This is a genomic window from Salinibacter sp. (assembly GCF_036626415.1).
In the GTDB taxonomy this organism is placed as follows: Bacteria; Bacteroidota; Rhodothermia; order Rhodothermales; family Salinibacteraceae; genus Salinibacter.
In genome coordinates this window covers 1-25,457 of record NZ_JAZKRW010000007.1, presented here as the reverse complement: position 1 = coordinate 25,457, position 25,457 = coordinate 1, and the positions used below count along the sequence as shown (strand labels likewise).

At 64.9% G+C, this 25,457-nt stretch carries 21 protein-coding genes; 12 read left to right on the top strand and 9 right to left on the bottom strand.

Annotation, left to right across the window (positions count from 1 at the left end; all coding sequences use genetic code 11):
• The first annotated feature begins 13 nt into the window (after positions 1-13).
• Positions 14-679 carry an HD domain-containing protein gene (locus V5A20_RS01940; RefSeq protein ID WP_332326608.1) on the top strand — a complete coding sequence of 222 codons (666 nt, stop codon included), beginning with the start codon at positions 14-16 and terminating at the stop codon, positions 677-679.
• 55 nt (positions 680-734) lie between these two features.
• Here the strand turns inward: V5A20_RS01940 and V5A20_RS01935 are convergent, their stop codons facing one another.
• The 7 genes from V5A20_RS01935 to V5A20_RS01905 form a co-directional block, all read right to left on the bottom strand.
• Positions 735-1,598: a purine-nucleoside phosphorylase gene (locus tag V5A20_RS01935; protein ID WP_332314856.1), complete on the bottom strand. Its 864-nt coding sequence runs from the start codon at positions 1,596-1,598 to the stop codon at positions 735-737.
• Between the two features lie 77 nt (positions 1,599-1,675).
• Positions 1,676-2,914, bottom strand: coding sequence for an AI-2E family transporter (locus V5A20_RS01930; protein WP_332314857.1), 1,239 nt, complete (start codon positions 2,912-2,914; stop codon positions 1,676-1,678).
• A 92-nt stretch (positions 2,915-3,006) separates the two neighbouring features.
• Positions 3,007-3,663 (bottom strand): RecX family transcriptional regulator, encoded by a 657-nt coding sequence (locus V5A20_RS01925; RefSeq protein ID WP_332314858.1) that lies wholly within the window; start codon positions 3,661-3,663, stop codon positions 3,007-3,009.
• Positions 3,664-3,800: 137 nt separating this feature from the next.
• The gene (locus V5A20_RS01920; protein ID WP_332314859.1) at positions 3,801-4,751 is read right to left on the bottom strand and encodes a DUF4249 family protein; all 951 of its coding nucleotides are present in this window, start codon (positions 4,749-4,751) and stop codon (positions 3,801-3,803) included.
• Positions 4,752-4,874: 123 nt separating this feature from the next.
• A complete protein-coding gene (locus tag V5A20_RS01915) occupies positions 4,875-7,517 on the bottom strand; it encodes a TonB-dependent receptor (RefSeq protein ID WP_332314860.1) in 2,643 nt (880 codons plus the stop codon).
• 135 nt (positions 7,518-7,652) lie between these two features.
• A complete protein-coding gene (locus V5A20_RS01910; RefSeq protein ID WP_332314861.1) occupies positions 7,653-8,852 on the bottom strand; it encodes a FecR domain-containing protein in 1,200 nt (399 codons plus the stop codon).
• A gap of 137 nt (positions 8,853-8,989) precedes the next feature.
• On the bottom strand, positions 8,990-9,544 hold the full coding sequence (locus V5A20_RS01905) for an RNA polymerase sigma factor (RefSeq protein ID WP_332314862.1): 555 nt from the start codon (positions 9,542-9,544) through the stop codon (positions 8,990-8,992).
• 301 nt (positions 9,545-9,845) lie between these two features.
• Between V5A20_RS01905 and V5A20_RS01900 the strand changes: the two genes are divergently transcribed.
• A complete protein-coding gene (locus V5A20_RS01900; RefSeq protein ID WP_332314863.1) occupies positions 9,846-10,130 on the top strand; it encodes a hypothetical protein in 285 nt (94 codons plus the stop codon).
• Positions 10,131-10,248: 118 nt separating this feature from the next.
• Here the strand turns inward: V5A20_RS01900 and V5A20_RS01895 are convergent, their stop codons facing one another.
• Positions 10,249-10,749 (bottom strand): septal ring lytic transglycosylase RlpA family protein, encoded by a 501-nt coding sequence (locus V5A20_RS01895; protein WP_332314864.1) that lies wholly within the window; start codon positions 10,747-10,749, stop codon positions 10,249-10,251.
• A gap of 273 nt (positions 10,750-11,022) precedes the next feature.
• Between V5A20_RS01895 and V5A20_RS01890 the strand changes: the two genes are divergently transcribed.
• The 8 genes from V5A20_RS01890 (at position 11,023) to leuC (ending at position 23,600) form a co-directional block, all read left to right on the top strand.
• Positions 11,023-13,530 (top strand): heme lyase CcmF/NrfE family subunit, encoded by a 2,508-nt coding sequence (locus V5A20_RS01890; RefSeq protein WP_332314865.1) that lies wholly within the window; start codon positions 11,023-11,025, stop codon positions 13,528-13,530.
• 206 nt (positions 13,531-13,736) lie between these two features.
• Positions 13,737-14,174 (top strand): SRPBCC family protein, encoded by a 438-nt coding sequence (locus V5A20_RS01885; RefSeq protein WP_332314866.1) that lies wholly within the window; start codon positions 13,737-13,739, stop codon positions 14,172-14,174.
• Between the two features lie 762 nt (positions 14,175-14,936).
• Positions 14,937-16,727, top strand: coding sequence for a biosynthetic-type acetolactate synthase large subunit (gene ilvB, locus V5A20_RS01880; RefSeq protein ID WP_332326607.1), 1,791 nt, complete (start codon positions 14,937-14,939; stop codon positions 16,725-16,727).
• Between the two features lie 133 nt (positions 16,728-16,860).
• On the top strand, positions 16,861-17,502 hold the full coding sequence (gene ilvN / locus V5A20_RS01875) for an acetolactate synthase small subunit (protein ID WP_332314868.1): 642 nt from the start codon (positions 16,861-16,863) through the stop codon (positions 17,500-17,502).
• 58 nt (positions 17,503-17,560) lie between these two features.
• Positions 17,561-18,598, top strand: a complete 1,038-nt coding sequence (gene ilvC / locus V5A20_RS01870) for a ketol-acid reductoisomerase (protein WP_332314869.1) — start codon at positions 17,561-17,563, stop codon at positions 18,596-18,598.
• A gap of 129 nt (positions 18,599-18,727) precedes the next feature.
• Positions 18,728-19,834 carry a 3-isopropylmalate dehydrogenase gene (gene leuB, locus V5A20_RS01865; protein ID WP_332326606.1) on the top strand — a complete coding sequence of 369 codons (1,107 nt, stop codon included), beginning with the start codon at positions 18,728-18,730 and terminating at the stop codon, positions 19,832-19,834.
• 577 nt (positions 19,835-20,411) lie between these two features.
• Positions 20,412-22,052, top strand: coding sequence for a 2-isopropylmalate synthase (locus V5A20_RS01860; RefSeq protein WP_332326605.1), 1,641 nt, complete (start codon positions 20,412-20,414; stop codon positions 22,050-22,052).
• A gap of 129 nt (positions 22,053-22,181) precedes the next feature.
• Positions 22,182-23,600, top strand: coding sequence for a 3-isopropylmalate dehydratase large subunit (leuC, locus tag V5A20_RS01855; protein WP_332314872.1), 1,419 nt, complete (start codon positions 22,182-22,184; stop codon positions 23,598-23,600).
• A 73-nt stretch (positions 23,601-23,673) separates the two neighbouring features.
• Here leuC and V5A20_RS01850 read toward each other — a convergent pair whose 3' ends face one another.
• Positions 23,674-24,153: a four helix bundle protein gene (locus V5A20_RS01850; RefSeq protein WP_332314873.1), complete on the bottom strand. Its 480-nt coding sequence runs from the start codon at positions 24,151-24,153 to the stop codon at positions 23,674-23,676.
• 54 nt (positions 24,154-24,207) lie between these two features.
• Between V5A20_RS01850 and leuD the strand changes: the two genes are divergently transcribed.
• Entirely contained in the window at positions 24,208-24,825 is a 618-nt protein-coding gene (gene leuD, locus V5A20_RS01845) for a 3-isopropylmalate dehydratase small subunit (protein WP_332326604.1), read from the top strand.
• 138 nt (positions 24,826-24,963) lie between these two features.
• Positions 24,964-25,457, top strand: a 494-nt coding sequence (locus V5A20_RS01840) for a dihydroxy-acid dehydratase domain-containing protein (protein WP_332326603.1), incomplete at its 3' end; no start/stop codon positions are given.

Sequence of the window (25,457 nt, the reverse complement as noted above, 5' to 3'; positions counted from 1 at the left end):
CTCCCCCCTTTTCATGGAGGAAGACTCACCCTCGGAGGCCCTCTTCAGCCCGCTCATCGAACACGCCATCGAGCTATCGGCGCAATGGCACGACGGCACCTACCGAAAGGGCGTCTGGCGCGACCCGGCGTTTGAGGTGCCCGAGGGCGAAGAGATTCAGATTCCGGTCATCGCCCATCTCGCCGCCGTAGCGTCCATTGTGCGCCGGGCGGGGTGGGGAGAGGTGCCCGTGGCCGCCGCCTACCTGCACGACGCGATTGAGGACATAAACCAGCACGGCCAGCGCCTGCGACGCAAGCAGCTCCGGGATGCCGTGGGGGCGGAGGTGGCCCGGCTCGTGGCGCAGGTGTCGGAGCAGAAGCTCGACGACGATGGGGAGATGCGGCCCTGGCGGGCCCGCAAGGAGGACTACCTGGACAGCATCCGCACGGGCTCCCCGGACGCCGCCGCCATCAGCCTGGCCGACAAGATCCACAACCTGTGGTCCATCACCCAGAGCCTGGAGGCCGGCGAGGATATTTTTGCGGCCCTGAGCGGCGCCCCCGAGGCACAACAGTGGTTTCACGGAGCAGTCCTCGACGCCTCCACGCACCACGACGATCCGCGCCTCGATCCGATGCGCGAGCGCCTGCAGACGGAACTCGATCGGTTCGACACCGCCCTCCGCCGCGCGGAGTAGGTCAACGGGAAACCGGTTGGAGCAAGGATGCCCCTCTCCTCTACAGGGCTCTCTCTTACTCGTCTGCCACCCGTACGATGCCCCGCACCAGCTCCATCAGGTCTCCCCGCACCCGCTCACTGACTTCCAGCACCTCGTCGTGGTCGAGGGCCCCAGCGGCCAGGCCCGCTGCCGGGTTTGTGATGGTGGAGAGGCCGAGCACCGTCATGCCGAGCCGGTGCGCCTGAAGGACCTCTGGCACCGTACTCATCCCTACTGCGTCGGCGCCCAGGTGCTCCAGCGCCCGCACCTCTGCCTTGGTCTCATAGTTGGGCCCCAGCGTCCAGGCGTAGGTGCCCCGCCGGGCCTCCAGGCCCAGGTCAACCGCCACCTGCTCGGCCCGGGTCGTCCACGCCGGGTCGTAGAACGCCGCCGCGTTCTCGTGCGCTCGGGCCGGCTCCGCCCCGGCGCCAACCCCCGGACTGGCAAACGCCATGTTGAGGTGGCCGGTGATGAACATGAGCGTGCCGGGCTCGAAGGTGCGGTTGATGCCGCCGGCCGAGTTGGTAACGAGCATGCGATCGGCCCCGAGGGCGTGGACGAGCCGCACCGGCATCGCAACTTGCTGCACCGGATAGCCCTCGTAAAGATGCACCCGCCCCTGCACAAAAACGACCCGGGACGCCTCCAGCGTCCCAAACACGAGCGTCCCACTGTGCCCCTCTACGGTCGACGTGGGGTAGTGGGGGATGTCGGTGGTGGAGACCACCGTCGTGTCGTGCGCCGCCTCTGCCAGGCGCCCCAGTCCCGACCCCAGAATGAGCGCCATCTCGGGGGCCCAGCCGACCTGATCTCGGACCGCGGCCACCGCGGCATCAAGATCTTCGGCGTCGTGCACGGTGGCGTCGGAGCGCAGAGCGGCGGCGGTTGAGCGGGACATGGACGGAGCGATGGGGGCGAGAGAAACGACAACGACACTTCGAAAAACGCCTCGGGGAGGTCCTCGATCCTGTAGGCCTAGCCGGCCCGCAAAATACGGTAGTTGCGGAGGCTCCAGAGCAGCTGCTCCACGATCACGCGCAGCGTCGTGGTGAGGGGAATCGCCATTAGCATCCCCACGATGCCCCCCAACTGGGCCCCCGCCAGCACCACGAAGAGAATCACGAGCGGATGGGTTTGGGCGGCACGCGAGAAAATGAGGGGTTGGAGCAGCACGTTATCGGCCAGCTGGGTGAGGGCCATGGCGAGGGCCACCCCCGGCACGAGCGACACGTCTCCCGTCTGGGCAATGCCCACGAGCGTCCCCGCCAGGAAGCCCAGGAAGGGCCCAAAATAGGGAATGGTGTTGGCCAGGCCGGTAAAAATGGCGATGGCGATGGCCCCCCGCAGGCCGACGATCCACAGGAGGATGGAGGCAATGATCGCAATGGCCGTCCCTTGAACCAGCAGGGCCCGAAAGTACCGGCCAATGTTCATCTCCACCTTCGCAAGGATGGACAGGGTCACCTCAAAGTACCGATTGGGGACGAGGTGGAGCAGACTCCGCCGAATTCTAAGCTCGTCTTTGAGCAGGAAAAACGTGACGAACGGCACGATGACGACGGCGTACACGATGTTCGTGAAGACGCTCACGACGGAGCCGACCGTCTCGGCGACCTGTTGTCCCTCCACCAGATCGCCCCGCATGAGCGATGTGGCCACCTGGCGGACATTTTTTTCCAGTACCCCTTTCTCCAACGGAACGACGCCCTGGACCTGTGCCTCAATGAGATTGGCAACGTACGCGGCCGTATCGACGGTGATGAGCTGCGACAGGTCCTGCACCTGGCGCGTGATGAACGGCACCACCGACGTGACCACCACCACGATCACCCCCAAAAAGACCGTGAACGCCATCAGAATGGCCGGCACCCGTCCTACGCCGAGCCCCTGAATGTAATCGACAGGGGGCCGAAGCACATACGCGAGAAGCCCGCCGACGATGAGATACAACACGATCCCGGCGAAGTACCAGAGCATCCACCCGGCGGTCACAACGGCCGTGGCCCCCAGCAAAAAGCGGACAATTTTGTCGAACGTGAAGGTCCCGGACGCCTCGCCGGGCGGACGTGACGCACCCGCGCGGCCGCCCCTCCGAGGGGAAGAGGGCGTCCGGTCGGAAAGGGCCGTCGATGTCTCCGAGGACGACGGCGCTCCCCCATCGGTGCGTGGGGGCTCGTCGGGCGCAGAAGAAGACGGATTGGATCCGTCGGGCATACGGGCGGGCGAGCCGTGTCGAAGAATACCGTGTCGAAGAAAGGAGTCGCCGGACAGAGGCAACCACGTCGTTCCCGTCCCTGGGTCCCTGGCTACACGGGGGGGTGCCCCCCGTCCCGTTCGAGCTCATCAAGGATGGGCCGGATGGTCTCGGACGTAAAGCCGCGCCGGCGAAGGTAGCGGTACATTTTCTGCCGGCGCCGGCGCGGATCGTCTTCGTCGGCCAGGCGTGGCCACCGGGACTCGGCGTGCTCCCAGGCCGCGGCGGTTGCGTCTTCATCCGCAAAAAGCGTGTCAACCGCCACGTCGGCCAGGTGCCGGTCGATGCCCCGTTCCTCTAGCTCCCGCCGGATGCGCACGGGGCCGTACTTTTTGCTGGAAAAGCGGTTGTGGGCGTAGTCGTGCGCGTAGGCCTCGTCGTCGAGGTACTCCAGTTCGTACAACCGGGCAATCACGTCGTCGATCACGGGCGCCGACACGTCTTTGCGCTTGAGCTTTCGCCGCACCTCTGTCTCCGTACGGGGCTTGTGTGCGAGGTAGTCGAGCGCCGCTTGCTTGGCGTTCACGTACTGCTCATCGGCCTCGATGTCACGTACGTCCTCGGGAGCAAGGGTCATTCCCACCGTCAGGCCGTGCTTCACGACGATGTCCTCGTGCACCCCAAACGCAAACTCCTCGTCCAGAAAGACCGACACCCGGTCTTCGTTGTTGACTTGGGGGTCGAGGCGCGTAATTGTTCTCTCTGGCATCCCCTCAGACATGCGACGGAGTCGGGTTGCGGGATAGCATACACACTGGATGGCCTTCTGTCGGCGTATGGCCACGGTCGTTGTATGCCCGGTCTCCGGTCTGGATTCTCCGCGGTTCCTCTCTTCTACAAACCCTTTTACGGAACGTAGCACTGCTGCTCTCCTGCCGACGTGACCGAACGGCGCAACGAGTCGATCGCGACCGCCGTGGCAACCCCGAGCCCCCCCTCTACGTTTGAAATGGGCTCACGCCGCTCGGGGTCGTCTCGACTCCGAGCGAACGCCGCGAATGCGGTATCGCCCCGGGTAAGCGTTGCGGTAAGATCGTGCCCGGGAAACGCTGAGGTGCTGTCTTCGACGGGCACCGCATAGACCCCCCGCCACGCTCGTTGCCCGTTTTGGGTTCGGAACTGATCCTCCCGCCGCACATCCACCGGCTCCAGGAAAAAGTTGATAAAGCGAGACGAAGACTCGGTGGTGTCCGGGTTGAGCTGTGGCCGTACCCAGTGGGTTGTATCCGCCCTTTCGGGCCCCGTCCCATTCGGCCACGTCAACGATACATCGACTGGATAAAGGTATCCCCGCTCCGCAGGAATGTCGAGCGAGTCGCGGCGCAGCGAATCAACACGGACGGCCTGCACCGGGGCCTCCGGCACCTCCACGCACACCTCCTTCAGATCGATGGGCGGCGGCGTCCGCCCCTGCGCCCGTGCAACCTCGCCCCGCCACCGAGCCGTGAGGGCCCAGGAAACCCCCGCGGGGACCGTCTCCGGGGTCCTTCCAGGAACGTACCGTCCCGGACGCGAGTCGTCCGCCTCGTAGACGACCGTCCGGTTGCCCAGCACAAGCTCAACGGTCGCCCCCTGCGCCGCCTTCTCGTCCCGACGGCCCGGCGCGTCAAGCGGACGGGTCCGCCGAAGCGTGATTGCAGGAAGGGGACGGTCGGTTTTTAGAAACGCCTCGACCACAAGCGGCTGCGGCTCTGTGGGCTCCACCAGGTCGCACCGTCCCAGAATCAGGAAAAGTCCTACCGTCAGGAGCACGCCCCCGAGGGCCCGCAGTATGTGGGTTCCGGTCTCTCGTCTCATCAAAAGACAGTTTGCGCGCTTGATGCCGAGCAGCTCTGCGGCGACCCCTCGTGTCTGGCCAGCGCACACCGTGACAAGCGTGCCATCGGCCTGTCATGTGCACCCGCCCCGTCCACGAACGCCCTACAGCTCCATCTTCAGCTCCAGAAGGGGAAGAATCGGCAGCCCCCGCCGGCGGTTGACGTTGATGCCAGTCTCGGTCGGCCGGTACGTCTGATCCTGAATGTTGTCGCGGTTGAGGACATTGAAGATGTCCGCCGTGGCGGTCCAGTCCGCGGACAGCAATTGGAACTGGTAGCCCACGGTCAGGTCCACTCGCAGGTACGGCGGGAGCCGCCCGTTGTGGATCTGCGGGCGATGCAGGTAGGTGGTGGCGGCGGGGGCCGTGGGGTCGCCCAATTCATAACGCGCCTCGGGGACCGTCACCGGATACCCACTGCGCAACTCCGCAGCCACCGTGGCCCGCCAGTGGTCCCCATCCCACCCAAGCGTGCTGCGGACCGACACGGGCACGTCCAGTCCCGATGGGCGCCAGCGGAGGCCCGATCGGGCCGGGGCCCGGACGAAGGTCCGCCCCGTATTCATCGAGAACCGTGCCCGCCACGGGCCCTGCTCGTAACGCGTGCTGACCTCGATGCCGTAGGCACGCTCGGCCCCCGTCACGTACTGTCCGAGCAGTGCCCCGAGTTCAATGCCGGGGCCGTCGATGCCCTCTTTCTCCTGAAACACGTCGGCCGGGACGAGGGTGTGGCGCGTCTCTCGGGCGTATGCGTCAAGCTCCAGGGTCCAGCCGGGCCGCAGCTGCGTGAACGTTCCGAGGCCCAACTGCCCCCCCGTCGCGGGGCGCACGCGATCGCTCGCCGGGATCCAACGGCTTGACACCAGATCGTACGCCAACGAATACCGGTCGCGGAGGCGCTGCAGGTACTGTACGTGGAGGCCCGCACTCCCCTCAACAACGAGCCACCGCGGATGCACGACATGCTGCACGCTAAGCCGAGGGGAGAGGTGCGCGTAGTTGCCCCCGCTAAAATAGCTGGCCCGCACCCCTGGCTCCACCGTCCACCGCGGCGTCGGGGTCCACGTGTCCTGCACGTATCCAGCCACCTTCGCAGCGGAGACTCGGCTTTCCTGCTGGCGACGGGTGGACGTCCCACTCGACCGCTGCAGATCGCTGTCGAGGGTGCTTTCAAATTGAAGCGTGGAGACCTCCAATCCTGCAGTCAGCTCATGGCTCACCGAGTGGTGATAGTCGGCCTGCACCGTCACCCCTGCGTCGGCGAGCTGAACCCGATAGTCAGACGTGAGCGACGCGGTCGTGGTCGGTTGCACGAGCGACGCCTCCTGGGCCCGGTACCCGGAGTAGTAGCCCGTGGTGGTGACAAACACATCGTCGCCGGCAAGATACCGGTGCTGGCCGCTGACAACCTGATTTTCCCAGTTCTGAGCCACCTCAAACAGAAGGTCGGCCGGGCGAAGCCAAGAGGAGAAGTCCAGGGACAGGTCAAACGGAAGGCGAAGGTCTAGGTCGTCACGCCCGCGGTAATAGCTGAACGAGAGGCGGTGGTTGGGCCCGAAGCGGTGCGTGAGCTTCGCGCTGGTGTCGAAAAAGTAGTATCCTGTGCGGAGGGTGTCGCGGCGTCCATTGTCTCCCGTGACTGGATGCTGCCGCCCGATGAGCTTATCGAGGTACGAGCGCCGCCCCGAGACCATGAATGAGGTCGAGCTCGTGAGGGGCGACTCGACCCGAAACCGTCCACTCAGCACACTGAGCGCCGCCACCGCCTTCGGCTCACGTCGGCTGCCGTCCTTCATCTGTGCGTCGAGCACAGCCGACAGGCGCCCCCCATGCTCCACGGGGAAGGTCCCGCGGTAGAGGTCCGTCGAGCGAAGGGTCTGGGTTTGGAACGTCGAGATCAGGCTGAAGGCATGCCACGGATGGTAGACCGGAGCGCCGTCCAGGAGGTAAAGATTCTGGTCGGGCTTGCCCCCCCGAACACTGAGGCCGCCGCTCGTCACACCCGACTTTCGGATGCCCGGGGTCCACTGGAGGGCGCGGAAGAGGTCCGGCTCCCCGAACGAGGGCAGCCGGTCAAGTCGATTCAGGGCAACCGACTGCATGCCCGGGAGGCGGTCATTGTCCTTGAGGCTCGTGGATCCGGCCTCTACGACGACGCCCTCCGATTGGATGGACGTGCCCGACAGTGAGATGCGGACGGGCTCGGCCCCGGCCGTGAGCGTGGTATCCACCGACCGGTACCCAAGGTACGAAATGCGCACTACGTAGTCCTCCGGGGGGAGGCTAGACAAGACAAAATAGCCGTCCTGGTTCGTCGTCGTCCCGGCCTTAAGCTGCGTAAGGTACACGTGTGCCCCCGGCAACCGCTCGCCCGTCTTTGCGTCCACCACATATCCCTTGAGCGAGGCGCGCGGCGCGGCCTCTTCGCGCCCCTCATCAGAATTCGCCACGAGCACGTACTGCCCGCGGCGCACCCGCTCGGCCCGGACGCCCGTGCCGTCCAGCACACACCGGAGGGCCGCTTCCCGATCCGAGCCGGCATACGAACAGCTCGTCGTACGTCCCTGCACGAGCCGCTCAGCGTAGACGAGGTCGAGATCCGTTTGGGAGCGCACCTCTTCGAGGGCCTCCGTTAAGGAAGCGCCGGGCACGCGGACATTGATGGGCTCTTGCGTCTGGGCCTCCGCCTCACACACGCCCCCCCATACCACCAGGACCCCAATGACGACGTACAGGAAGCGCGGCACAGTCCTCGCTGGGATGAACCTAAAGGGACAGGCAAGGACTGTCCTACTTTCGACAGGGGCCTTCGTTCAGCGACCTCCATATTCGCCGGCCTCTTCAAGAGGGGTGCCCCCCCACGCGCCCTCCCACAAAGACGCTCAGGAAGCGGGTTCGAGCTGGTAGGCGTCCTCTTCCCTGCGCACGTCTGCACCCAGCGTACGGGCGATCGTGTTAAGCACCTGCTCGACCGGCTGGCCCCGCTCAAAGGTCCCCGTTACGGGCTCGTTGGCCAGGGCCGGTGCCACGGTGATGGACACTCCGTAGTGATCACGCAACTGCTCCGCAATGGCGCTCGTGGGCACAGCCCGAAAGACAAAGAGGCCGGTCCAGTCCAGCGTCGCGGTAAGGTCCACCGGGGTCGGAGAGGTGGGGGCGTCTCCCTTTCGGACCATGCTGCGCTCGCCGGGGGCCAGCACCACCGGTTCGGCTTCGTCTTCCTCGTCCGGCCCCACGCGAACTTGGCCATCTACGAGCACAACCTCCGTGGTGTCGGTGCCGGCCGCAACCCCAAATTGCGTTCCGAGCACCTCCGTGCGGGCCGCGGGCGTGGTCACCACAAACGGAGCGCCGTCTCGAGAGACCACGTCGAAGTACGCACGCCCCCGCGCCAAAGTGACGCGACGCTCCTCGGCCGTGCTCATGTCGGGGCTGTAGGACAGGGTGGACGCCCCCACAAGCCGGACCGTCGACCCATCTCCGAACTCCACCTGTCGCTGCTCACCGGCCTCGGCCGTCACGGTCATCCGATTTCCCTCTTCTGGCCCGTAAAAGACGGCCAGCACGGCGGCACCGAGCAGGAGAGCCGCAACAGTGAGGCGCCACACCCAGCGGCGCTCAAGTCCTTCTCCACGGGAGGCGGCAGACCGTCGAGGGCCTCGTTCATTTCGGTCCGACGACACGCGACGCTCCGCACCGGCCCCTGCGTCCCGAATCTCTTCACGGTGTTGCGCCCACACCGTCTCGAAGTCGGCCCGTTCGTCTTGAATCCGCTCCACCACCTGTTGGAGTGCTGGAACAGCGTCGATGGCGTCGGCAATGTCGTCGCGGGCCGCGTCGAGGGCCTGGGCCTCTTCAGGGGTAAGGGGCCCTTCCCCCTCATCGTCCAAGGCATACAAGACGAGAAGGCGCCGGTCGGGAAGAGCCTCCTGCAGATGCTCACGCAGCCGAGCGCGCACCTGTCGCCAGCGCGCCCATCCCTCAGCCAGGGCCGGATCGTCCTCGAGTCGCTCCCGCAGCTCCGCCCGCTGCTCGGGCGAAAGGGGTTCTTCAAATAGAAGGGGAGCGTACGTGTCGTCCATGGTCCAAAAATCATGTCCGTCAGCAAAAGAACCGACTCCGAGGGCGGCCGCCGCACGGGGCACTTCTCCCCCTCGGATTTGTCCACATGTAGTCAGCCGCCGCCGGCACGGGGAAAGTAACAGACCCGGAATTTTGCCTAGAGGCCCAGAACCCACAGAAGAGGGAGCAGCACGCTCAGAGCATCCTTCATGGTCTCGAAGGCGCGCTTCACTTGCATCTTCACCGCCGCCTCGGTGGTGTCCAGCATTTGGGCAATCTCGCGGTACAGGTATCCGTACTCGCGCAGCTCCATAATCCGACGCGCTTTGGGGGTCAGGGTATCGAGGGCCTTCTCCACGTCCACGTGGGCACTCCGGTCCTCCGGATCCGTCGACTGCCCCAGGGGAAGCTCCGGATCGCGGAGGCGCTCCTTCATGTCGTACCGTCCGCGGTAGTAGTCCTGCAGTTCAAACAGGGCCGCCTTCATGGCGAACGACTTCAAACTCCCTGGCTTCTTCAGGTCATCGAGGCTTTCATGAATGCGCACCAGCGTATTCTGGACCAGATCATCGACATCGGTCTCGTCCCCGATGCGCTTGATGAAATAGCCCCGCAAAATGGGCTCCAGGCGACGGAGAAGCCCGTTCCGGGCCTCCTCGTTGCCGGCCTGGGCCTCGCGCACATGATCCGGATCGAACGCAGACTCAGGCATGGCCAGGAGGGAATACGGCAAACGGGCAGGAACGGCGGCAGCGCACACCACTTTTCTCGGACCGAACGGGCGTGGAGCCGCTCCGGCGAACCGATGGGGCCCCGCGTCGTATAAGTGATGGTTCTACCGAGGTCATGGGAGTTGTCAATTCGAAGCAGATGCCTCGACGTTTATGCCATGCTGATTGTCCGGTCGTGCCTTCCGATTTACCCTCCTCTGGACACGACACACGGCCGGACGGCACACGCTCCCGCACCGCATGTCTCGCACACACTGTCCTACCTAAACTCTCAGCACGACTATGAGCCTGTACGACCTGCACGACGCGACGCTTAACGACATGGACGGAGAGGGGTTCGCCTACTCGGAGAAGACCGTCTACGGCAAGGCCTACAAAGGAGTCTTCTTTGGGGAAAACGAAGAGAAAATCGAAGACCTCGCCAGTGAAGAGGACGACGCCACCTTTGAGGGCATTCTCTATGATCGGAGCCGCGAGCGCGAAAAGAGCTTCTCGGTCGAGGTCACGGACGTGGTGAGCACCCCGTCCGGTGAGCGGGCCGACTTCGTGGCAACAGAGAAGCCGTAGGACGCCCGTCGGGTCCATCCGTCGTGTGATGTCCGAACACGGAGGCCGCGCCCGCCAGTCGGGTCGGCCTCTTTTTTATCTCTCGCCTTGAAGATCCGCAAGCACGTCCACCCATCGGCTACCATCCGGCGTTCGGCGGTTCCGGGGGCGGGGGGGACGCCTCCGACGATTCTTGGGCCGAGGGGGCTGTGCCTGTCGGGTACGAGACGACCTCTAGCCGCACCTCCGCAAGCCCATCACGAATCATGTCTAGGCGCCCGGCCGCCGTCTTTGAGAGGTCGATGATGCGGCCCCTCTTGAACGGCCCTCGGTCGTTGATGCGCACGACGACGGACGGCTGAGCAGGGGCGTCGAGTCGGGTAGCACGCACGCGAGTGCCAAACGGCAGGGTGCGGTGGGCGGCCGTGAGTCCCTCGTGCTCGTAGACTTCTCCGTTGGCCGTCGTCCGGCCCACAAACTTGTCGGCGTAGTAGCTGGCGATTCCTTCCACGTCGGGAAGCCCCCGCTCGCCCACGTGCTGCGTCGACCCACACCCTACCAGCAGTCCGCACAGCAGAAGCAGCGCCCAGCGGGGCCCCAGACGGGTCTCCTCTGCTGCTAGACGCGGTCGAATCCTCATGAGAATTTGGGCAAGACGGACACTCAAGGCACATCGTCGTCCATCGGAAAGCAGTGACGGATCCAAGGTTCCTCGTCACGAGTGGCCCCCTCCGGGCCCGAATGCTCCAGGGTCGACGCAACGGGCCGTTCCGCCTTCCTGCCACGCTCGTTCGTTGAAACGTTCGCGTACTAATTTGAAGCGCTCCCTCAAACGCGGTGTGGGACGGAACCGAGCCCACCTCCGCATTTTCAAGAGACTCCGCGTTCTCGCCCAGTTTATTTGCGCGTCTTCATGCTTGGCACGATCGGCGAGTTTCTTCTTCTGAGCGCGTTCGCAGCGTGCGGCGTGTCGGCCGTTGCCTTCTTCTGGGCCGCCCGGACCGACGAAGAAGACCTGCGCGCAGCGCGCACGTGGAAGCAGGCGGGCCGCTGGGCCTGGGGCGCCATGAGCACGGCGGTGGGGGCTGCGTCTGGGGTGCTCTGGTACATGCTTCTCACGCACCAGTACCAGTACGCCTACGTCTACCAGCAGTCGTCCAACGACCTCCCGGGGCACTACCTCTTTTCCACGTTCTGGGCGGGGCAGGAGGGCTCGTTTCTCTTCTGGGTCCTCATGATGTGCGTCGTGGGAGGGCTCCTCATTGGTTATGTCCAGCGAGAGTACGAAACCCCGGTGATGGCCATCGTGGGCCTGTGCCAGATGTTTTTGCTGTCGATGATCGTGGGCCTTCAGTTCGGCCCGGTCGAGATCGGCTCCTCGCCGTTCATGACACTCCCGGAAAAGTTTGCCGACGCGCCCATCTTCCAGCAAAACCCTGGCTTCGTGCCGGCGGACGGGCAGGGGCTCAATGACCTGCTCCAGAATCCCTGGATGACGATCCACCCGCCGGTCCTCTTCCTGGGCTTCTCGGCGATGGTGGTTCCTTTTTCCTTTGCCCTCGCGGCCCTCTGGAAGAAGCGCTACACGCAGTGGGTGCGCCCGGCCCTGCCGTGGACGCTCTTCGCTGTCATGGCGCTGGGCGTGGCCATCGCCATGGGCGGGTACTGGGCCTACGTCACGCTCTCATTTGGCGGATACTGGGCCTGGGACCCCGTCGAAAATTCGTCGCTCGTGCCCTGGCTGCTGGGCGTGGCCGCCTTCCACACAATGCTGGTGCAGAAGAAGAGCGGATCGAGCCAGAAGGCCTCCCTCCTCCTCTCCATCGCCGCGTACCTGTTTGTCATCTATTCCACGTTCCTCACGCGGAGCGGCATTCTGGGAGACGTGTCGGTGCACTCGTTCGTGAGCCTCGGCCTCTACAACCAGCTGCTGCTCTGGATCGTCGTGCTGGGCACCCTCGGCGGGGGCCTGTTTGCGTACCGGTACGGCGAACTGCCCGTGCCCGAGGAGGAGCCGCGCTTCCTCTCGCGAGAGTTCATGATCCTTTGTGGGGCGCTGCTGCTCACCGCCACGGCCGCCGTCATCATCCTCGGCACCAGCGCCCCCATCTTCGGCCAGATCTTCCGCGACAATCCGTCGGCCGTGCCCCAGTCCTTTTACAACCAGTGGACCCTTCCCCTGGCGCTCGGCTTCGTCTTCCTCGCCGGCCTCGGCCAGCTCTTTTGGTGGAAGAAGATGGACGTGGCAACGGTGAACCGCGTTCTGCTGAAGCCGCTCGCCCTGGCCACGGCGAGCACCATCGCTGTGCTGATTCTGACCCCGTTCGCGGAGCAGGCCCTCGTCGTTCCGGCCGGCACCGGGGGCGCCCCCCAGACCGCCTCCGCCAGCCTCACGGGAAGCCTGGCGGACTTCTGGGCGGCGTACGGACAGGCCCTGCAGATGCTGCTCCTGCTCTTCGTGGGCTTCTTCTCGCTGTTCGGCAACGGCGCCGTGCTGTGGCGCATCCTTCGGGGCAACCCCCGCATGGCCGGCGGGGCGCTCTCACACGTCGGCTTTGCCCTCATCATTCTGGGCATCATCGCGTCCAACGGCTTCGATCAGGCCCTGCCCCGCATCGGCGAGCCGACGACTGCGAACGAGGACCAGATGCCGCGCGAGAACTTTGTGGTGGCAAAGGGCCAGACCCGCATCGTGAACGGGTACCAGGTCACCTACGAAGACAAGACGACGACCGACCGGGGCCGCGGCCAGTACCTCCTCGACGTGCGCGACCCGCAGGGACGCACGCACACGTTCGCGCCGGTGGCCTACCAGGGCAGCAACGACCAGTGGTTCAAGCACCCGGACGTGAAGGCGTTCTTGGAGAAGGACCTCTTCGTCGCCGTGACGCCCAAGGAGGCCACGGGCGTCGCGGAGGAAGACGGACCGCCCGGCGGGGAATTTCAACTGGCGGAGAACGACTCGACCACCCTTGGCGACCGCGAGTACGCGGTGGCCTTCCACGGATTCGAGGTCTTGAAGGGGCCGGACGGGGCGATGCAGACGACCGCCTCGGATCCACGCGTGCCGAGTGACGCGCAGATGGCCGTTGGGGCGCGCCTCCGGGTCACGAACCTCAGTACTCAGGAGACCCGGTCGCTCATGCCCATCTACCTCGTGATGAACGACAACTCACAGCAGTACATCGAAAACCGGATCTCGGACTGGGACCTCCGGATGAGCTTTACCGAGATGGACGCAAACAATGGCGAGGCGACCTTCGCCGTAGAGGGGGTCGACGTAATGCCCGACGACTGGGTGGTGGTGCAGGCCTACACGAAGCCGCTCATCAGTGTCCTCTGGGCCGGCATTATTGTGCTCACGCTCGGCTTTGTCGTCTCCATCGGACGTCGCGTGCAGGACATCCGGTTTCGCCGATAAATAGAAAAGGCCGGCCTTCCACCGAGGTCCGATCTGAGACGACACACGTCCGTCTGCATCTGGACCCCCTTGCGCACGGGGCCCCGCCGTCTCCCCATGGCACGCGCAACACCACGGCACGCGCGCCAGGAGAATGGTGCCCCACCTGCAAAGACTCGTCTCGATCTCCTGCAAATCTGTTGAGGGAATAGCCCCCTCCACCGAGCATGGTCACTGTCCGCGAGCACATCGATCTCGACGTCCCGGTGGGCCGGGTGTTTGATTTTATGGATGCGCCCGCCCGCCAGGCCACAATCACGCCGAGCCTGCAGGAGTCCACCCTTCTCGAACGACTGCCCAACGGAGGAGCTCGGGCCCGCTACACCTACCGAATCCTCGGACTGTCATTCTCCGGCGAGGTCCGCGCGACCGACTACGTGCCCGAAGAGCGCATCGTGTGGAGCATGACAGGCGGGTTGCAGGGGACCCTTCGATGGTACTTTGCGCCCATCAACGAAGAGGGGTGCCGATTCACCTACGCGGCAACGTATCAAATCCCCGGCCCGTCCCTGATTCGGCCGTTGGCCCGGTCGCTTGTCCAGCGCTACAACGAGCGCGAGGTCCAAGCCCTCCTGCGCAACCTTCGAAGTCGGGTCGGGGCGTAGTAGCATACCCGTCGTCCCGTCGGACACCAGCGACTTCCCCCCTGCCGCTCCTCTTCAGGCCCCCGTATATGATCATACCATGAATTTAAATTTTCCTTCCATCTTTTCGGGGCAAATTTTTGGGAACCGCTGGGGACTCTGCGAAAAACGTTCGCCTCCAGTTCATCTCTGCTTGATTTTCTTTCTTTCGGAAGCGCTTCTCATCAGAGCATCTTCCGTCTTTGTGCCCCCCTCTTGATTTTCTACGCAGCCCTTGACAGGGAGCCCCGCGTCCTCCTAGTTGGGGGCAGCCTTCAACGGACGACCCATCTGTCATCATGACGTTTCCTGTTCTGCCCACCAGTGTGGCACTCGGCCTGAACCGGTCTCCGGTTCGGAACGGCCGGGTTCTGACGGGTCGTTCAAGCACATTTGAAGGGATGGTCGTGACGAGACGGGTGCCGGATGGACTTCGGATTTCGGCGCTCGTCCTTGTTCTTATTGCGATTCTTGCGGACTGACAACCGACGGCCAATCCCTTCTAAACGATGACACCAGGCATCGTGCGACGCCGAGGGGGTTGGCCCCTCGCACACTCCCCGATGCCCGACGCTTCTTCGACCGTCATCGTGTCCCCCCTTGTGTCCCACGGGATTCGTGTAGGCCGGCCCTTCCTTTCACGGGGAGGTACGGCCTCGGTCCGGGCCGTGAACGTGCCCGTCTGTTCCGCACCGTCCTCGTTGCTCCACACCGCGTTCCCACACACTTGGCCGACCAGCACCGATGCCCACCGACACCCTACAGTCTCCCGACTCCGCGACACCGGCGACAAACGGCGCCCCCGACGCCCCCGTCCTCAAGGGATCTGAGATTTTTGTCCGTGCCCTCGAGGAAGAGGGAGTGGACCGCATCTTCGGCCATCCCGGCGGGGCGGTCATCAAAATCTACGACGCGATGGAGCGCCTCCAGCCGTCGTACGACCACGTGCTCGTCCGCCACGAACAGGGCGGCACGCACGCCGCCGAGGGCTACGCGAAGGCCACCGGCCGCGTGGGCACCGTGCTCGTGACCAGCGGCCCCGGGGCCACCAATACCGTCACCGGCATCGCGGACGCCTATCTCGACTCGGTGCCCATCGTCGTCTTCACCGGCCAGGTGCCCACCCACCTGATTGGGAACGACAGCTTCCAGGAGACCGACACGACGGGCGTCACCCGCAGCATCACGAAGCACAACTTCCTGGTGCGGGACGTGAACGAGTTGGCCTCAACGGTCAAGCAGGCCTACCACATCGCCCGTACCGGACGGCCCGGCCCGGTCGTCGTCGACCTTCCGAAGGACGTGCAGATGAGTGAGGCGCCGTTCGTGTACCCGGAGGAGCCGGGCCTGGATGGCTACTCGGTGCCGGGGGCTGCGGCCCCATCGCAGGTGGACCGCGCCGCGCAGATGATCGAGGAGGCCGAAAAGCCACTCCTTTACTCCGGAGGCGGGACGATCAATGCCGACGCCCCGGAGGCCCTCACGAAGCTCGCCCGTACGGCCAACATTCCGGTGACCACCACCCTCCACGGGCTGGGTGCCTTCCCGGAGACCGACGACTTGGCCCTTGGGTGGCTCGGCATGCACGGCTTTTACCACACCAACATGGCCGTGCAGAACGCGGACCTCATCATCGCCTGCGGCGCGCGGTTCGACGACCGCGTGACGGGCGACGTGGACGAATGGGCACCCAACGCCCAGATCATCCACATCGACATCGACCCGTCGTGCGTCTCCAAAAACGTGTACGCCGACTGCGCCTTGATCGGCGACGCGCAGGAGGTCCTGGAGCAGCTCCTCCCAAAGGTGGAGCCGAAAGACACCGACGACTGGCTCGCACAGATTGACGCGTGGCGGGACGAGTGTCCGCCGTACGAGTACGAAGGGTCCGAGGACGACGAGATCGCCCCGGAGTCCGTGGTGGAGGCGCTCTACGAGAAGACGCAGGGCGACGCGGTGATGGTGACGGACGTGGGGCAGCATCAGATGTGGGTCTGCCAGTACTACAAGTTCGGGCAAACCCGCTCGCACATCAGCTCCGGCGGCCTCGGCACCATGGGCTTCGGCCTCCCCGCGGCGATGGGCGCGGCGTTCGGCATGCGCGAGGGGCGCGACCTGGACGTCGTCTGCGTGAGCGGGGACGGCGGGTTCGTGATGAACGCGCAGGAACTGAGCGTGGCGGCCCGCCACGGGCTGCCCCTCAAGATCGCCGTGCTCAACAACAACTACCTCGGCATGGTGCGGCAGTGGCAGTCCCTCTTCCACGAGGACCGCTTCAGCCACACGGACCTCAAGCCCACGAATCCCGACTTCGTGAAGCTCGCGGAGGCGCACCATTGCGTCGGCCTGCGCGCCCGTTCGCCCGACGAGGTGGGCGACGTGATCGACGAGGCGTGGACGATCGACGACCGACCCGTGGTGATGGAATTTCAGGTGCCAAAGGAGGAGATGGTCTTCCCCATGGTCCCCGCCGGCGCCGCCAGCGACGACATGCTCACGGAAATGTTCAACAAGGAGAAGATGGCGGAGAAGTGATGCGTCTATTGCGTATTTCGTGTTGCGTATTTCGTCGATCAAACCCTGAGATACGCGACACGCAATACGCAATATTCTGCCCCACCTTGGCACTCTGCTCAGCACTACCTCCCTCGCACAATTTAGGCTCCCCATGTCCGAAGAAACGCTGACTCGCCAACAGATCCGCCGCAAACGCAAGTTCGGCGAGCCGATCCTGCCCGAAGAGGAGGCCGAGACCGAGCAGGAGCACCGGCACATCATCGCCGTGACGCTCGAAAATACGATCGGCGCGCTCAACCGCGTCACGAATCTGTTCTCGGCCCGCGGCTTCAACCTGGAGAGCGTCGCCGTGGGCGAGACCGACGAGCCGTCTGTCGCCCGCCTCACGCTCGTCACGGTGGGCAACGACCGCATCGTGGCCCAGATCACGCGCCAACTCGACAACCTCGTGAACACCTACGACGTCACGGACCTGACCGACGCGGAGCACGTGGAGCGCGAGCTCTGCCTGCTGAAGGTGCAGTACACCTCCGAGACGCGTCCGGAAATCCTCGACATCAAGGACATCTTCCGGGGGCGCGTGGTCAATGTGACGCCGGAAACCATGATTTTAGAGGTGACTGGCCCCACGAAGAAGATCACGGCCTTTGTCGGCATGATGGAGGAACACGGGATCGAGGCGGTGGCGCGGAGCGGACAGGTCGCCATGCACCGCGCGCTCGAGTACGAGGCCCCCAATCCCCTCGCCTCCACCGACGCTGCCCAACCCGAAAATGGCTCCGCCGAGACCTGACCCGCGATCATTCTCCCCCTTGCCTTTTCCCTCTTCCCCCTTACCTCCTACTGAACAGATGGACGTACACTACGACGCCGATCCGTCTCTCATCCGCGACACACAGGTCGCCGTCATCGGCTACGGCAGCCAGGGCCACGCTCACGCGCTCAACCTGCACGACAGCGGGGTCGACGTGGCCGTGGGCCTGCGCCCCGGGTCGTCTTCTCGCTCGAAGGCCGAAGACCAGGGCCTCCCCGTGATGAAGGTCGACGAGGCCGCCGCCTGGGGCGATGTGGTGATGCTCCTCATCCCGGACCAGCACCAGAAGGACGTATACGAGGAAAAAATCGAGGCGCACATGACGCCCGGTACGGCCCTCGGCTTCGGCCACGGCTTCAACATTCACTACGGCCGGATCCAGCCGCCCACGGAGGCGGACGTGTTCATGGTGGCGCCCAAGTCGCCCGGCCACCTCGTCCGCCGCACCTATGCGGACGGGAGCGGCGTGCCGTGCCTCGCGGCGGTCGACCAGGACGCCTCTGGCGACGCGATGGACCTGGCCCTTAGCTACGCCGACGCCATCGGGGGCACGCACGCGGGCGTGATCGAGACCACCTTCAAGGACGAGACCGAAACCGACCTCTTCGGCGAGCAGGCCGTGCTCTGCGGCGGCTCGCAGGCCCTCATCCAGGCCGGCTTCGAAACGCTGGTCGACGCCGGCTACCCCGAGGAGCTGGCCTACTTCGAGTGCCTGCACGAATTGAAGCTGATCGTCGACCTCTACTACGAGGGCGGCCTTAAATTCATGAACGAGTCGGTAAGCGACACGGCCGAGTACGGCAACCATACGCGCGGCCCCCGCGTCATCGACGAGCGGGTGCGCGAGGAGATGACGGACATCCTGGACGAAATTCAGTCCGGCACGTTTGCCGATGAGTGGATTGAAGAGTACGAACGGGGCGCGCCGCGGCTTCAGAACGAACGCGAGGCCTTGACAGAGCACCCGATCGAGCAGGTGGGCAAGACGCTCCGTGGCATGATGCCGTGGCTGGAGGGCGAATCGTCGTCGGACGATGGCGAAGTTGCCGCTGACCCTGGGACGGACTCGGCCTGACTTTTGCTCGACGTGTACTGGCGGCGTGTAAGCGGGCAGAAGGGCCGTCTCGTTTAGCGCCCCTAGATCCGGCGGCCGCCCGCTGAATTTCCGACGCGAAACACTCTCCCCAAATCACTCCGGCCCGGAATGGAAGACACGAACACGTACGAGTTTGCTTGGCTCCCCGGAGACGGCATCGGCCCCGAAGTGACGCGAGAGGCGCTGCGCGTGCTCGACGCAGTGGCGTCGGCCCACGGGTTTGCCTTCACCGCCGAGGAGCACCCCATGGGCGGGGCGGCGCTTGACGCGGCTGGCGTGCCGTTCCCGGATGCGACCCGAACGGCCTGCCTCGAAAGCGACGCCGTTCTGCTGGGCGCGGTCGGCGGACCGGCGTGGGACGACGCGACCAGCGACCGCCGCCCCGAGAGCGGCCTTCTGGCTCTCCGCGAGGCCCTCGGTGTCTACGCCAACCTGCGCCCCGTCATTGTGCCGGAGGCGCTGGCCGACGCCTCGCCCCTGCGCCCCAACCGCGTGGGCGGCACCGACATTCTGTTCGTCCGCGAGCTGACCGGCGGCATCTACTTCGGCATCCCCGAGGGCCGGGCCGACGACGGTGCCCGCAGCACGATGGTCTACTCCGAAGACGAAATCGAACGCATCGCCCACGTCGCCTTCCAGCGCGCACAGCGGCGCGACGGGCACGTGACGTCCGTCGACAAGGCCAACGTGCTGGCGGTCTCGGAGCTGTGGCGGGAGGTCGTGACGCGAGTGTGCGACGACCACTACCCCGACGTGGACCTCCGTCATCTCTACGTCGACAACGCCGCGATGCAGGTCGTCCGCGACCCAAAACAGTTCGACGTGCTCCTCACTGGCAACCTCTTCGGCGACATCCTGTCGGACCTCGCCGCGGCCCTGCCCGGCTCGCTGGGCCTCCTCCCGTCCGCCAGCGTCGGGGGCACGGTGGGCCTCTTCGAGCCGGTCCACGGCAGCGCGCCCGACATTGCCGGCCAGGACGTTGCCAATCCCATCGGCACCATCCTCAGTGCCGCGCTCCTGCTCGATGAAGTCGGAGAACCCGAGGCCGCCGACGCGGTCCGGCACGGGGTCGACGCGGCCCTCGACGCTGGACTCCGCACTGCCGACCTCGCGACGCCCGATGAGGAGCCTGTATCCACGTCTACCTTCGGTCGAGAGGTCGCCACCCGCGCCGCCGACCACACCCACCAGAATGCCTCGGCTTCCCTCTCATGACAGGTACTCGAAGGCTCGAAACAACCTCCATCTTCTGAATCAGATTCCAAATGGCCTTGAAGAAATCGGCGTCTCGGCGATCCCGAAACCGAAACGATCGAAATTCGGCATGTTTGAGCACGCTGACTGAAAGGAAGAGCGTGAGTTCGCCGAATTTCAGCGCCCTGACCGAAGGGAAGAAGTAGTCCCTGGGCTGTGGAGGTCGAGGGAGCTCAGCCGACTTCTTCACAGCCTTGACCTTTTCGTCCATTTTGGGTCAAGCCAAAATGGACACTACACCCAGGATAAAAAGGAAGACCTTCGAACCTGCTCCAGAGCAGAAGAACAGAAGTTCGGTTACAGTTCCGAACACCAGACCAGGCCCCTGTGCCATGAAGTACCCTCTTCCCCTTGACGCACCCTTCCCGGAGACCCGCCGTCTCCGAGGACGGGTCAGCCTGCGCCTTATCGAGCGTCCGGACGTGAGAACCAACGCGGCGTCTGGGCGCAGCCTCACGTTGCTTCCTTGCCGCGGTCAGGACGCCCCTCCGACCTCTTTTTCCTTCCGACGACCTGCATTCAGCCCCCAACCACTCCGATGAGCGACCCCATCACGATTTTCGACACCACCCTGCGCGACGGCGAGCAGGCGCCCGGCGCGTCCATGACCATCCCCGAGAAGGTCCGCATCGCCCGGAAGCTGGCGGACCTGAACGTGGACGTGATCGAGGCGGGCTTCCCCATCTCGTCGCCCGCCCAGACCGAGGCCGTCACGCGCATCGCCACGGAGGTGGACGGCCCCGTCACCTGCGCCCTCGCCCGCACGACGGCGGACGACATCGACGCTGCCGGCGAGGCCCTGGCGGACGGGACCGACACGCGCCTCCACACCTTCATCGCCACGAGCGACGTGCACATCGGGGCGAAGTTCGACGCCCTCGGCGACACGATGGCGGAGAAGCGGGAGGCCATCATCCAGCGCGCCGTCCGCGCCATCAAGCAGGCCCTCACCTACACCGACAACGTCGAATTCAGCGCCGAGGACGCCGGGCGCACCGACCGGGCGTTTCTCTGCGAGATCGTTCAGGCGGCGGCCGAGGCCGGGGCGACGACGATCAACATCCCCGATACGACCGGCTACTGCACCCCCTCGGAGTACGCCGAGCTTCTGGGGTCGGTGGTCGACTGCCTGCCAAATCCGGACGCGATCACCCTCTCCACCCACTGCCACGACGACCTCGGCCTCGCGACGGCAAACACGCTGGCCGGCGTGCGGGCCGGGGCCCGTCAGGTGGAGTGCACGATCAACGGCATCGGCGAGCGGGCCGGCAACGCCGCCCTGGAGGAAATCGTGATGGCGCTCACGGTCCGCGCGGATCAGTTCGACGTGGAGACGGCCGTAAATACCAAGCATCTGACGCCCACCAGCCAGCTCGTGTCCGCGGCGACCGGCTTCCCGGTGCAGCCGAACAAGGCCATCGTGGGCAGCAACGCCTTCAGCCACGAGGCCGGCATCCACCAGCACGGCGTGCTCAAGGAGCGGACGACCTACGAAATCATGTCCGCCGCGGACGTAGGGCAGGACGCCGAGCAGATCCGACTGGGCCGCCACTCCGGCCGCCACGGCCTTTTCAACCGGCTGGACGCCCTGGGCTACGAGGTGCCCGACGCCCACCGCGACGAGATTTACCAGCGCTTCCTTGACCTGGCCGACCGCAAGAAGGAGGTCTTCGAGGAGGACCTGGAGCAGATGATGGAGACCTTCGGTTCCGACGCGGTGGCGTCGGCGAAGGGCCTCGCCGACAACGGCGCCGCAACCAACGGCGGTACGCCGGCCTACCGCCTCCATCACCTCTCCGTACAGATCACCACGGACGAGGAGCCACAGGTTTCGGTGCGCCTCCGCCGCGACGACGGCTCAGTGCGCGAAGAGGAGGCCACGGGCGAGGGACCGGTTGAGGCGGTCTACCGGGCAATCGATCATGCGGTGGACGAGCCCCACACCCTGGTCGACTTCGCCCTCCAGGCCATCAGCGAGGGGGCCGACGCGCAGGGAGAGGTCGAGGTGCACGTGCGGTACGGCGAAAACGAGTTTGTGGGCCATGCCCGAGACACCGATGTCGTGCGCGCCTCGGCCGACGCTTACGTTAACGCGCTGAACCGCCTCGCCGCCGCCCGCACCAACGCCGAATCTGTCGAGTTCGTGCGGAACGGCATTATGACTGCGTACGGGGAGTGAGTATTGCGTAGTGCGTATTGCGTATCGAAGCCTACGATCGGGGCAGCCCTTACGGAATACGCAATACGAAATACGCTTCATCAGCACGCCGCCCCTCGTAGCTTCCTCCTTTCAAATACGACTCCCTCCATGTCCACCGGCACCCTCTACGACAACGTCTGGAACCAACACACCGTCCGCGAGCTTCCCACCGGCGAGACGCAATTGTTCGTGGGGCTGCACCTGATCCACGAGGTGACCAGCCCGCAGGCGTTCGGCATGCTGGAGGAGCGCGACCTGTCGGTGGCGTTTCCGGACCGGACGTACGCCACGACGGACCATATCATCCCCACCGCCGACCTGGAGCGCCCCTTCCGCGACGACCAGGCCGAGACGATGCTGCAGGTGCTGGAGGAGAACACCGCGGAGTACGACATCACGTTCTTCGACCCCACCTCCGGCGCGCAGGGCATCGTGCACGTCGTGGGGCCGGAGCAGGGCCTCACCCAGCCCGGCATGACCATCGTCTGCGGCGACTCGCACACGAGCACGCACGGGGCCTTCGGCAACCTGGGGTTCGGCATCGGGACGAGCCAGATCCGCGACGTGCTGGCGACGCAGTGCATCGCGATGGAGAAGCAGGACGTGCGACGGATTCAGGTGAACGGCTCGCTGGGCGAGGGCGTCTACGCGAAGGACATCATTCTCAAGATCATCGGCGAGCTGGGCGTGGAGGGCGGCATCGGGTACGTCTACGAGTACGGCGGCCCGGCCATTGAAGCGCTCAGCATGGAGGGCCGGATGTCGATCTGTAACATGAGTGTGGAGGGGGGCGCCCGCGCCGGCTACGTGAATCCCGACCTTGCGACGTTTGAGTACATGAAGGGGCGGCCCCACGCCCCGAGCGGCGCGGCCTGGGAGCGGGCGATCGACTGCTGGCAGCAGATTCAGTCCGACCCCGGCGCGACGTACGATGACAAAGTGACCTTCGACGGCTCGGCCATCGAGCCGATGGTAACATGGGGCATCACGCCGGGCCAGGCAATCGGCATCTCGGAGCCGATTCCCGATCCCGACCGGATGGACTCCGGCGACCGGGCCACGGCCGAAAAGGCGCTCGACCACATGGATCTACGTCCGGGCCGCACGATGGAGGGGGTGAACGTAGATGTCGCATTCCTCGGCTCCTGCACGAACGCCCGCATCACCGACCTCCGCGAGGCGGCGTCGCTCCTGGAGCGCCTCGGGCGCCCGGTGGCCGACGACGTGCGGGCGATGGTCGTCCCCGGCTCGCAGGGCGTCAAGAAGCAGGCCGAGGACGAGGGCCTGGCGGAGATCTTCCGGAACGCCGGCTTCGACTGGCGCGGCGCCGGCTGCTCGATGTGCCTCGGCATGAACGAGGACCAGCTGCAGGGCCGCGAGCTCTGCGCCTCCTCCTCAAACCGCAACTTCATCGGCCGCCAGGGCAGCAAGGATGGGCGAACGGTGTTGATGAGTCCTGCAATGGTTGTAGCCGCTGCCGTAAAAGGAGAGGTTACCGACGTTCGGCGATTGATGCGTGAAACGTGAGGCGTGATAACGTGAGGCATGAGAATGCGATCTCCCCAATCACGTATTACGTTTTTACGCTGCTAACGGCGCACTACGAGGCAAGAGGAATCTCTTCAGGAAGCTCCTTCTCACTGTACCCAGAAGCACGATACTGCGGGTCCGGCTCCCGAATTTCTCCGCCTCGCTGATCGGGCACCATCACGAGAAGAAGCCGAATGATCTGCGTCATAAAGTCAAGACGATGAGCAACGACGTCCTCGCCGATGACAAACCGACTTTTGTAATACCAGTCTCGACTCTCTCGTGCTGATCCGAGAGCATATTCGTAGAAGCGGGCACGGTCTTTTCCCGTCCCGCGTGAGTAACCCTCCGCGATGTTCGAACTGATCGACCCAACCGCCCGATAAAGTTGATCCGCAAGCGAATACATCTGCGACTCCTCGTGGAGTGTACGGGTGTCCTGCCAGCATACGTCGGATGCAAACAGACCCAGCCGATAGGCTTCTACATCCCAAAGGGTATCCTCCCGGATTGACGGAGGGACTTGATCCTGCCAGTCAGAAAAATTCATCGCTCAGGGAAAGGCGGCCTTACGATTCACGTTTCACGCATCACGAACCTCATCATGAGTGCCACAAAAGACAAAGTTGTCTCCCAGGTTCAGGGACCGGGCGTCCCTGTCCGGGGAAACGACATCGACACCGACCAGATCGTCCCCGCCCGCTTCCTCAAGGAGGTGACGTTCGACAACATGGGCGAGTACGCCTTCTACGACGTGCGCCGCGACGACGACGGCAGCCTGAACAACCACCCGTTCAACCGCTACCCGAACGCCAATATCCTGGTGGTGAACGAGAACTTCGGCTGCGGCTCCTCCCGCGAGCACGCCCCGCAGGCCCTCATGCGCTGGGGCATCGACGGCCTCATCGGCGAGTCCTTCGCCGAAATCTTCGCCGGCAACTGCCAGGCCCTCGGCCTCCCCACCGCCACCGCCGACCACAACACCGTCGAATGGATCATGGAGCAGGTGACGGCCGACCCGGCGCTCGAACTCACCATCGACGTCGAGACCGAGACGGTCACCGTCGGCGACGAGACGGTCGACGTGACCATCAGCGACGCCCAGCGCGAGGCGCTCCTGCAGGGCATCTGGGACACGACGGCTCTGATGAAGAGCTACATGGATGAGGTGGAGCAGACCGCGGATGCGGTGCCGTATCTGAACGAATTTGCGAACTGCTGACAGCGCCGGACGCCATTCATAGCGTATTGCGTGGTGCGTATTTCGTATCTTTTCAGAGGCTGTCTCGCCCGCTCCACGAGATACGCAATACGAAATACGCAATAGATCCACTTAAATCCCCACCGCCCCCGTCCAGAAATGCCTTCTACCTCTAAAAACGGCCACTCCGACAAAATCCAAAGCCAAGACGTCACTGAGGGCCTCGGGCGCGCCCCGGCCCGGGCGATGTTTCGGGCGATGGGCTACGACGACGAGGACCTCGCCCAGCCGCTCGTCGGCATCGCCAACCCGGCGGCGGACGTGACCCCCTGCAACGTGCACTTGGATCGCATCGCCGACGCGGCGCGGGAGGGCCTTGACGCGGCGGGCGGCACGCCGATCGAGTTCGGCACCATCACCGTGAGCGACGGGATCTCGATGGGGACGGAGGGCATGAAGGGATCGCTCATCTCCCGCGAGGTGATCGCCGACTCGGTGGAGCTCGTGGCCTTCGCCGAGCGGCTCGACGGGCTCGTCGTGATGGGGGGCTGCGACAAGAACATGCCGGGCATGATGATGGCCGCCATTCGCGCCGATCTGCCGAGCGTCTTCCTCTACGGCGGCTCCATCATGCCGGGCCATCACCGCGGGCA

Bases quoted from the DNA above. Each gene is read 5' to 3' on its own strand.
- V5A20_RS01940 (WP_332326608.1), top strand. From the start codon at position 14: ATGGAGGAAGACTCACCCTCGGAGGCCCTCTTCAGCCCGCTCATCGAA.
- V5A20_RS01935 (WP_332314856.1), bottom strand. From the start codon at position 1,598: ATGTCCCGCTCAACCGCCGCCGCTCTGCGCTCCGACGCCACCGTGCAC.
- V5A20_RS01930 (WP_332314857.1), bottom strand. From the start codon at position 2,914: ATGCCCGACGGATCCAATCCGTCTTCTTCTGCGCCCGACGAGCCCCCA.
- V5A20_RS01925 (WP_332314858.1), bottom strand. From the start codon at position 3,663: ATGCCAGAGAGAACAATTACGCGCCTCGACCCCCAAGTCAACAACGAA.
- V5A20_RS01920 (WP_332314859.1), bottom strand. From the start codon at position 4,751: ATGAGACGAGAGACCGGAACCCACATACTGCGGGCCCTCGGGGGCGTG.
- V5A20_RS01910 (WP_332314861.1), bottom strand. From the start codon at position 8,852: ATGGACGACACGTACGCTCCCCTTCTATTTGAAGAACCCCTTTCGCCC.
- V5A20_RS01905 (WP_332314862.1), bottom strand. From the start codon at position 9,544: ATGCCTGAGTCTGCGTTCGATCCGGATCATGTGCGCGAGGCCCAGGCC.
- V5A20_RS01900 (WP_332314863.1), top strand. From the start codon at position 9,846: ATGAGCCTGTACGACCTGCACGACGCGACGCTTAACGACATGGACGGA.
- V5A20_RS01895 (WP_332314864.1), bottom strand. From the start codon at position 10,749: ATGAGGATTCGACCGCGTCTAGCAGCAGAGGAGACCCGTCTGGGGCCC.
- V5A20_RS01890 (WP_332314865.1), top strand. From the start codon at position 11,023: ATGCTTGGCACGATCGGCGAGTTTCTTCTTCTGAGCGCGTTCGCAGCG.
- V5A20_RS01885 (WP_332314866.1), top strand. From the start codon at position 13,737: ATGGTCACTGTCCGCGAGCACATCGATCTCGACGTCCCGGTGGGCCGG.
- ilvB (WP_332326607.1), top strand. From the start codon at position 14,937: ATGCCCACCGACACCCTACAGTCTCCCGACTCCGCGACACCGGCGACA.
- ilvN (WP_332314868.1), top strand. From the start codon at position 16,861: ATGTCCGAAGAAACGCTGACTCGCCAACAGATCCGCCGCAAACGCAAG.
- ilvC (WP_332314869.1), top strand. From the start codon at position 17,561: ATGGACGTACACTACGACGCCGATCCGTCTCTCATCCGCGACACACAG.
- leuB (WP_332326606.1), top strand. From the start codon at position 18,728: ATGGAAGACACGAACACGTACGAGTTTGCTTGGCTCCCCGGAGACGGC.
- V5A20_RS01860 (WP_332326605.1), top strand. From the start codon at position 20,412: ATGAGCGACCCCATCACGATTTTCGACACCACCCTGCGCGACGGCGAG.
- leuC (WP_332314872.1), top strand. From the start codon at position 22,182: ATGTCCACCGGCACCCTCTACGACAACGTCTGGAACCAACACACCGTC.
- V5A20_RS01850 (WP_332314873.1), bottom strand. From the start codon at position 24,153: ATGAATTTTTCTGACTGGCAGGATCAAGTCCCTCCGTCAATCCGGGAG.
- leuD (WP_332326604.1), top strand. From the start codon at position 24,208: ATGAGTGCCACAAAAGACAAAGTTGTCTCCCAGGTTCAGGGACCGGGC.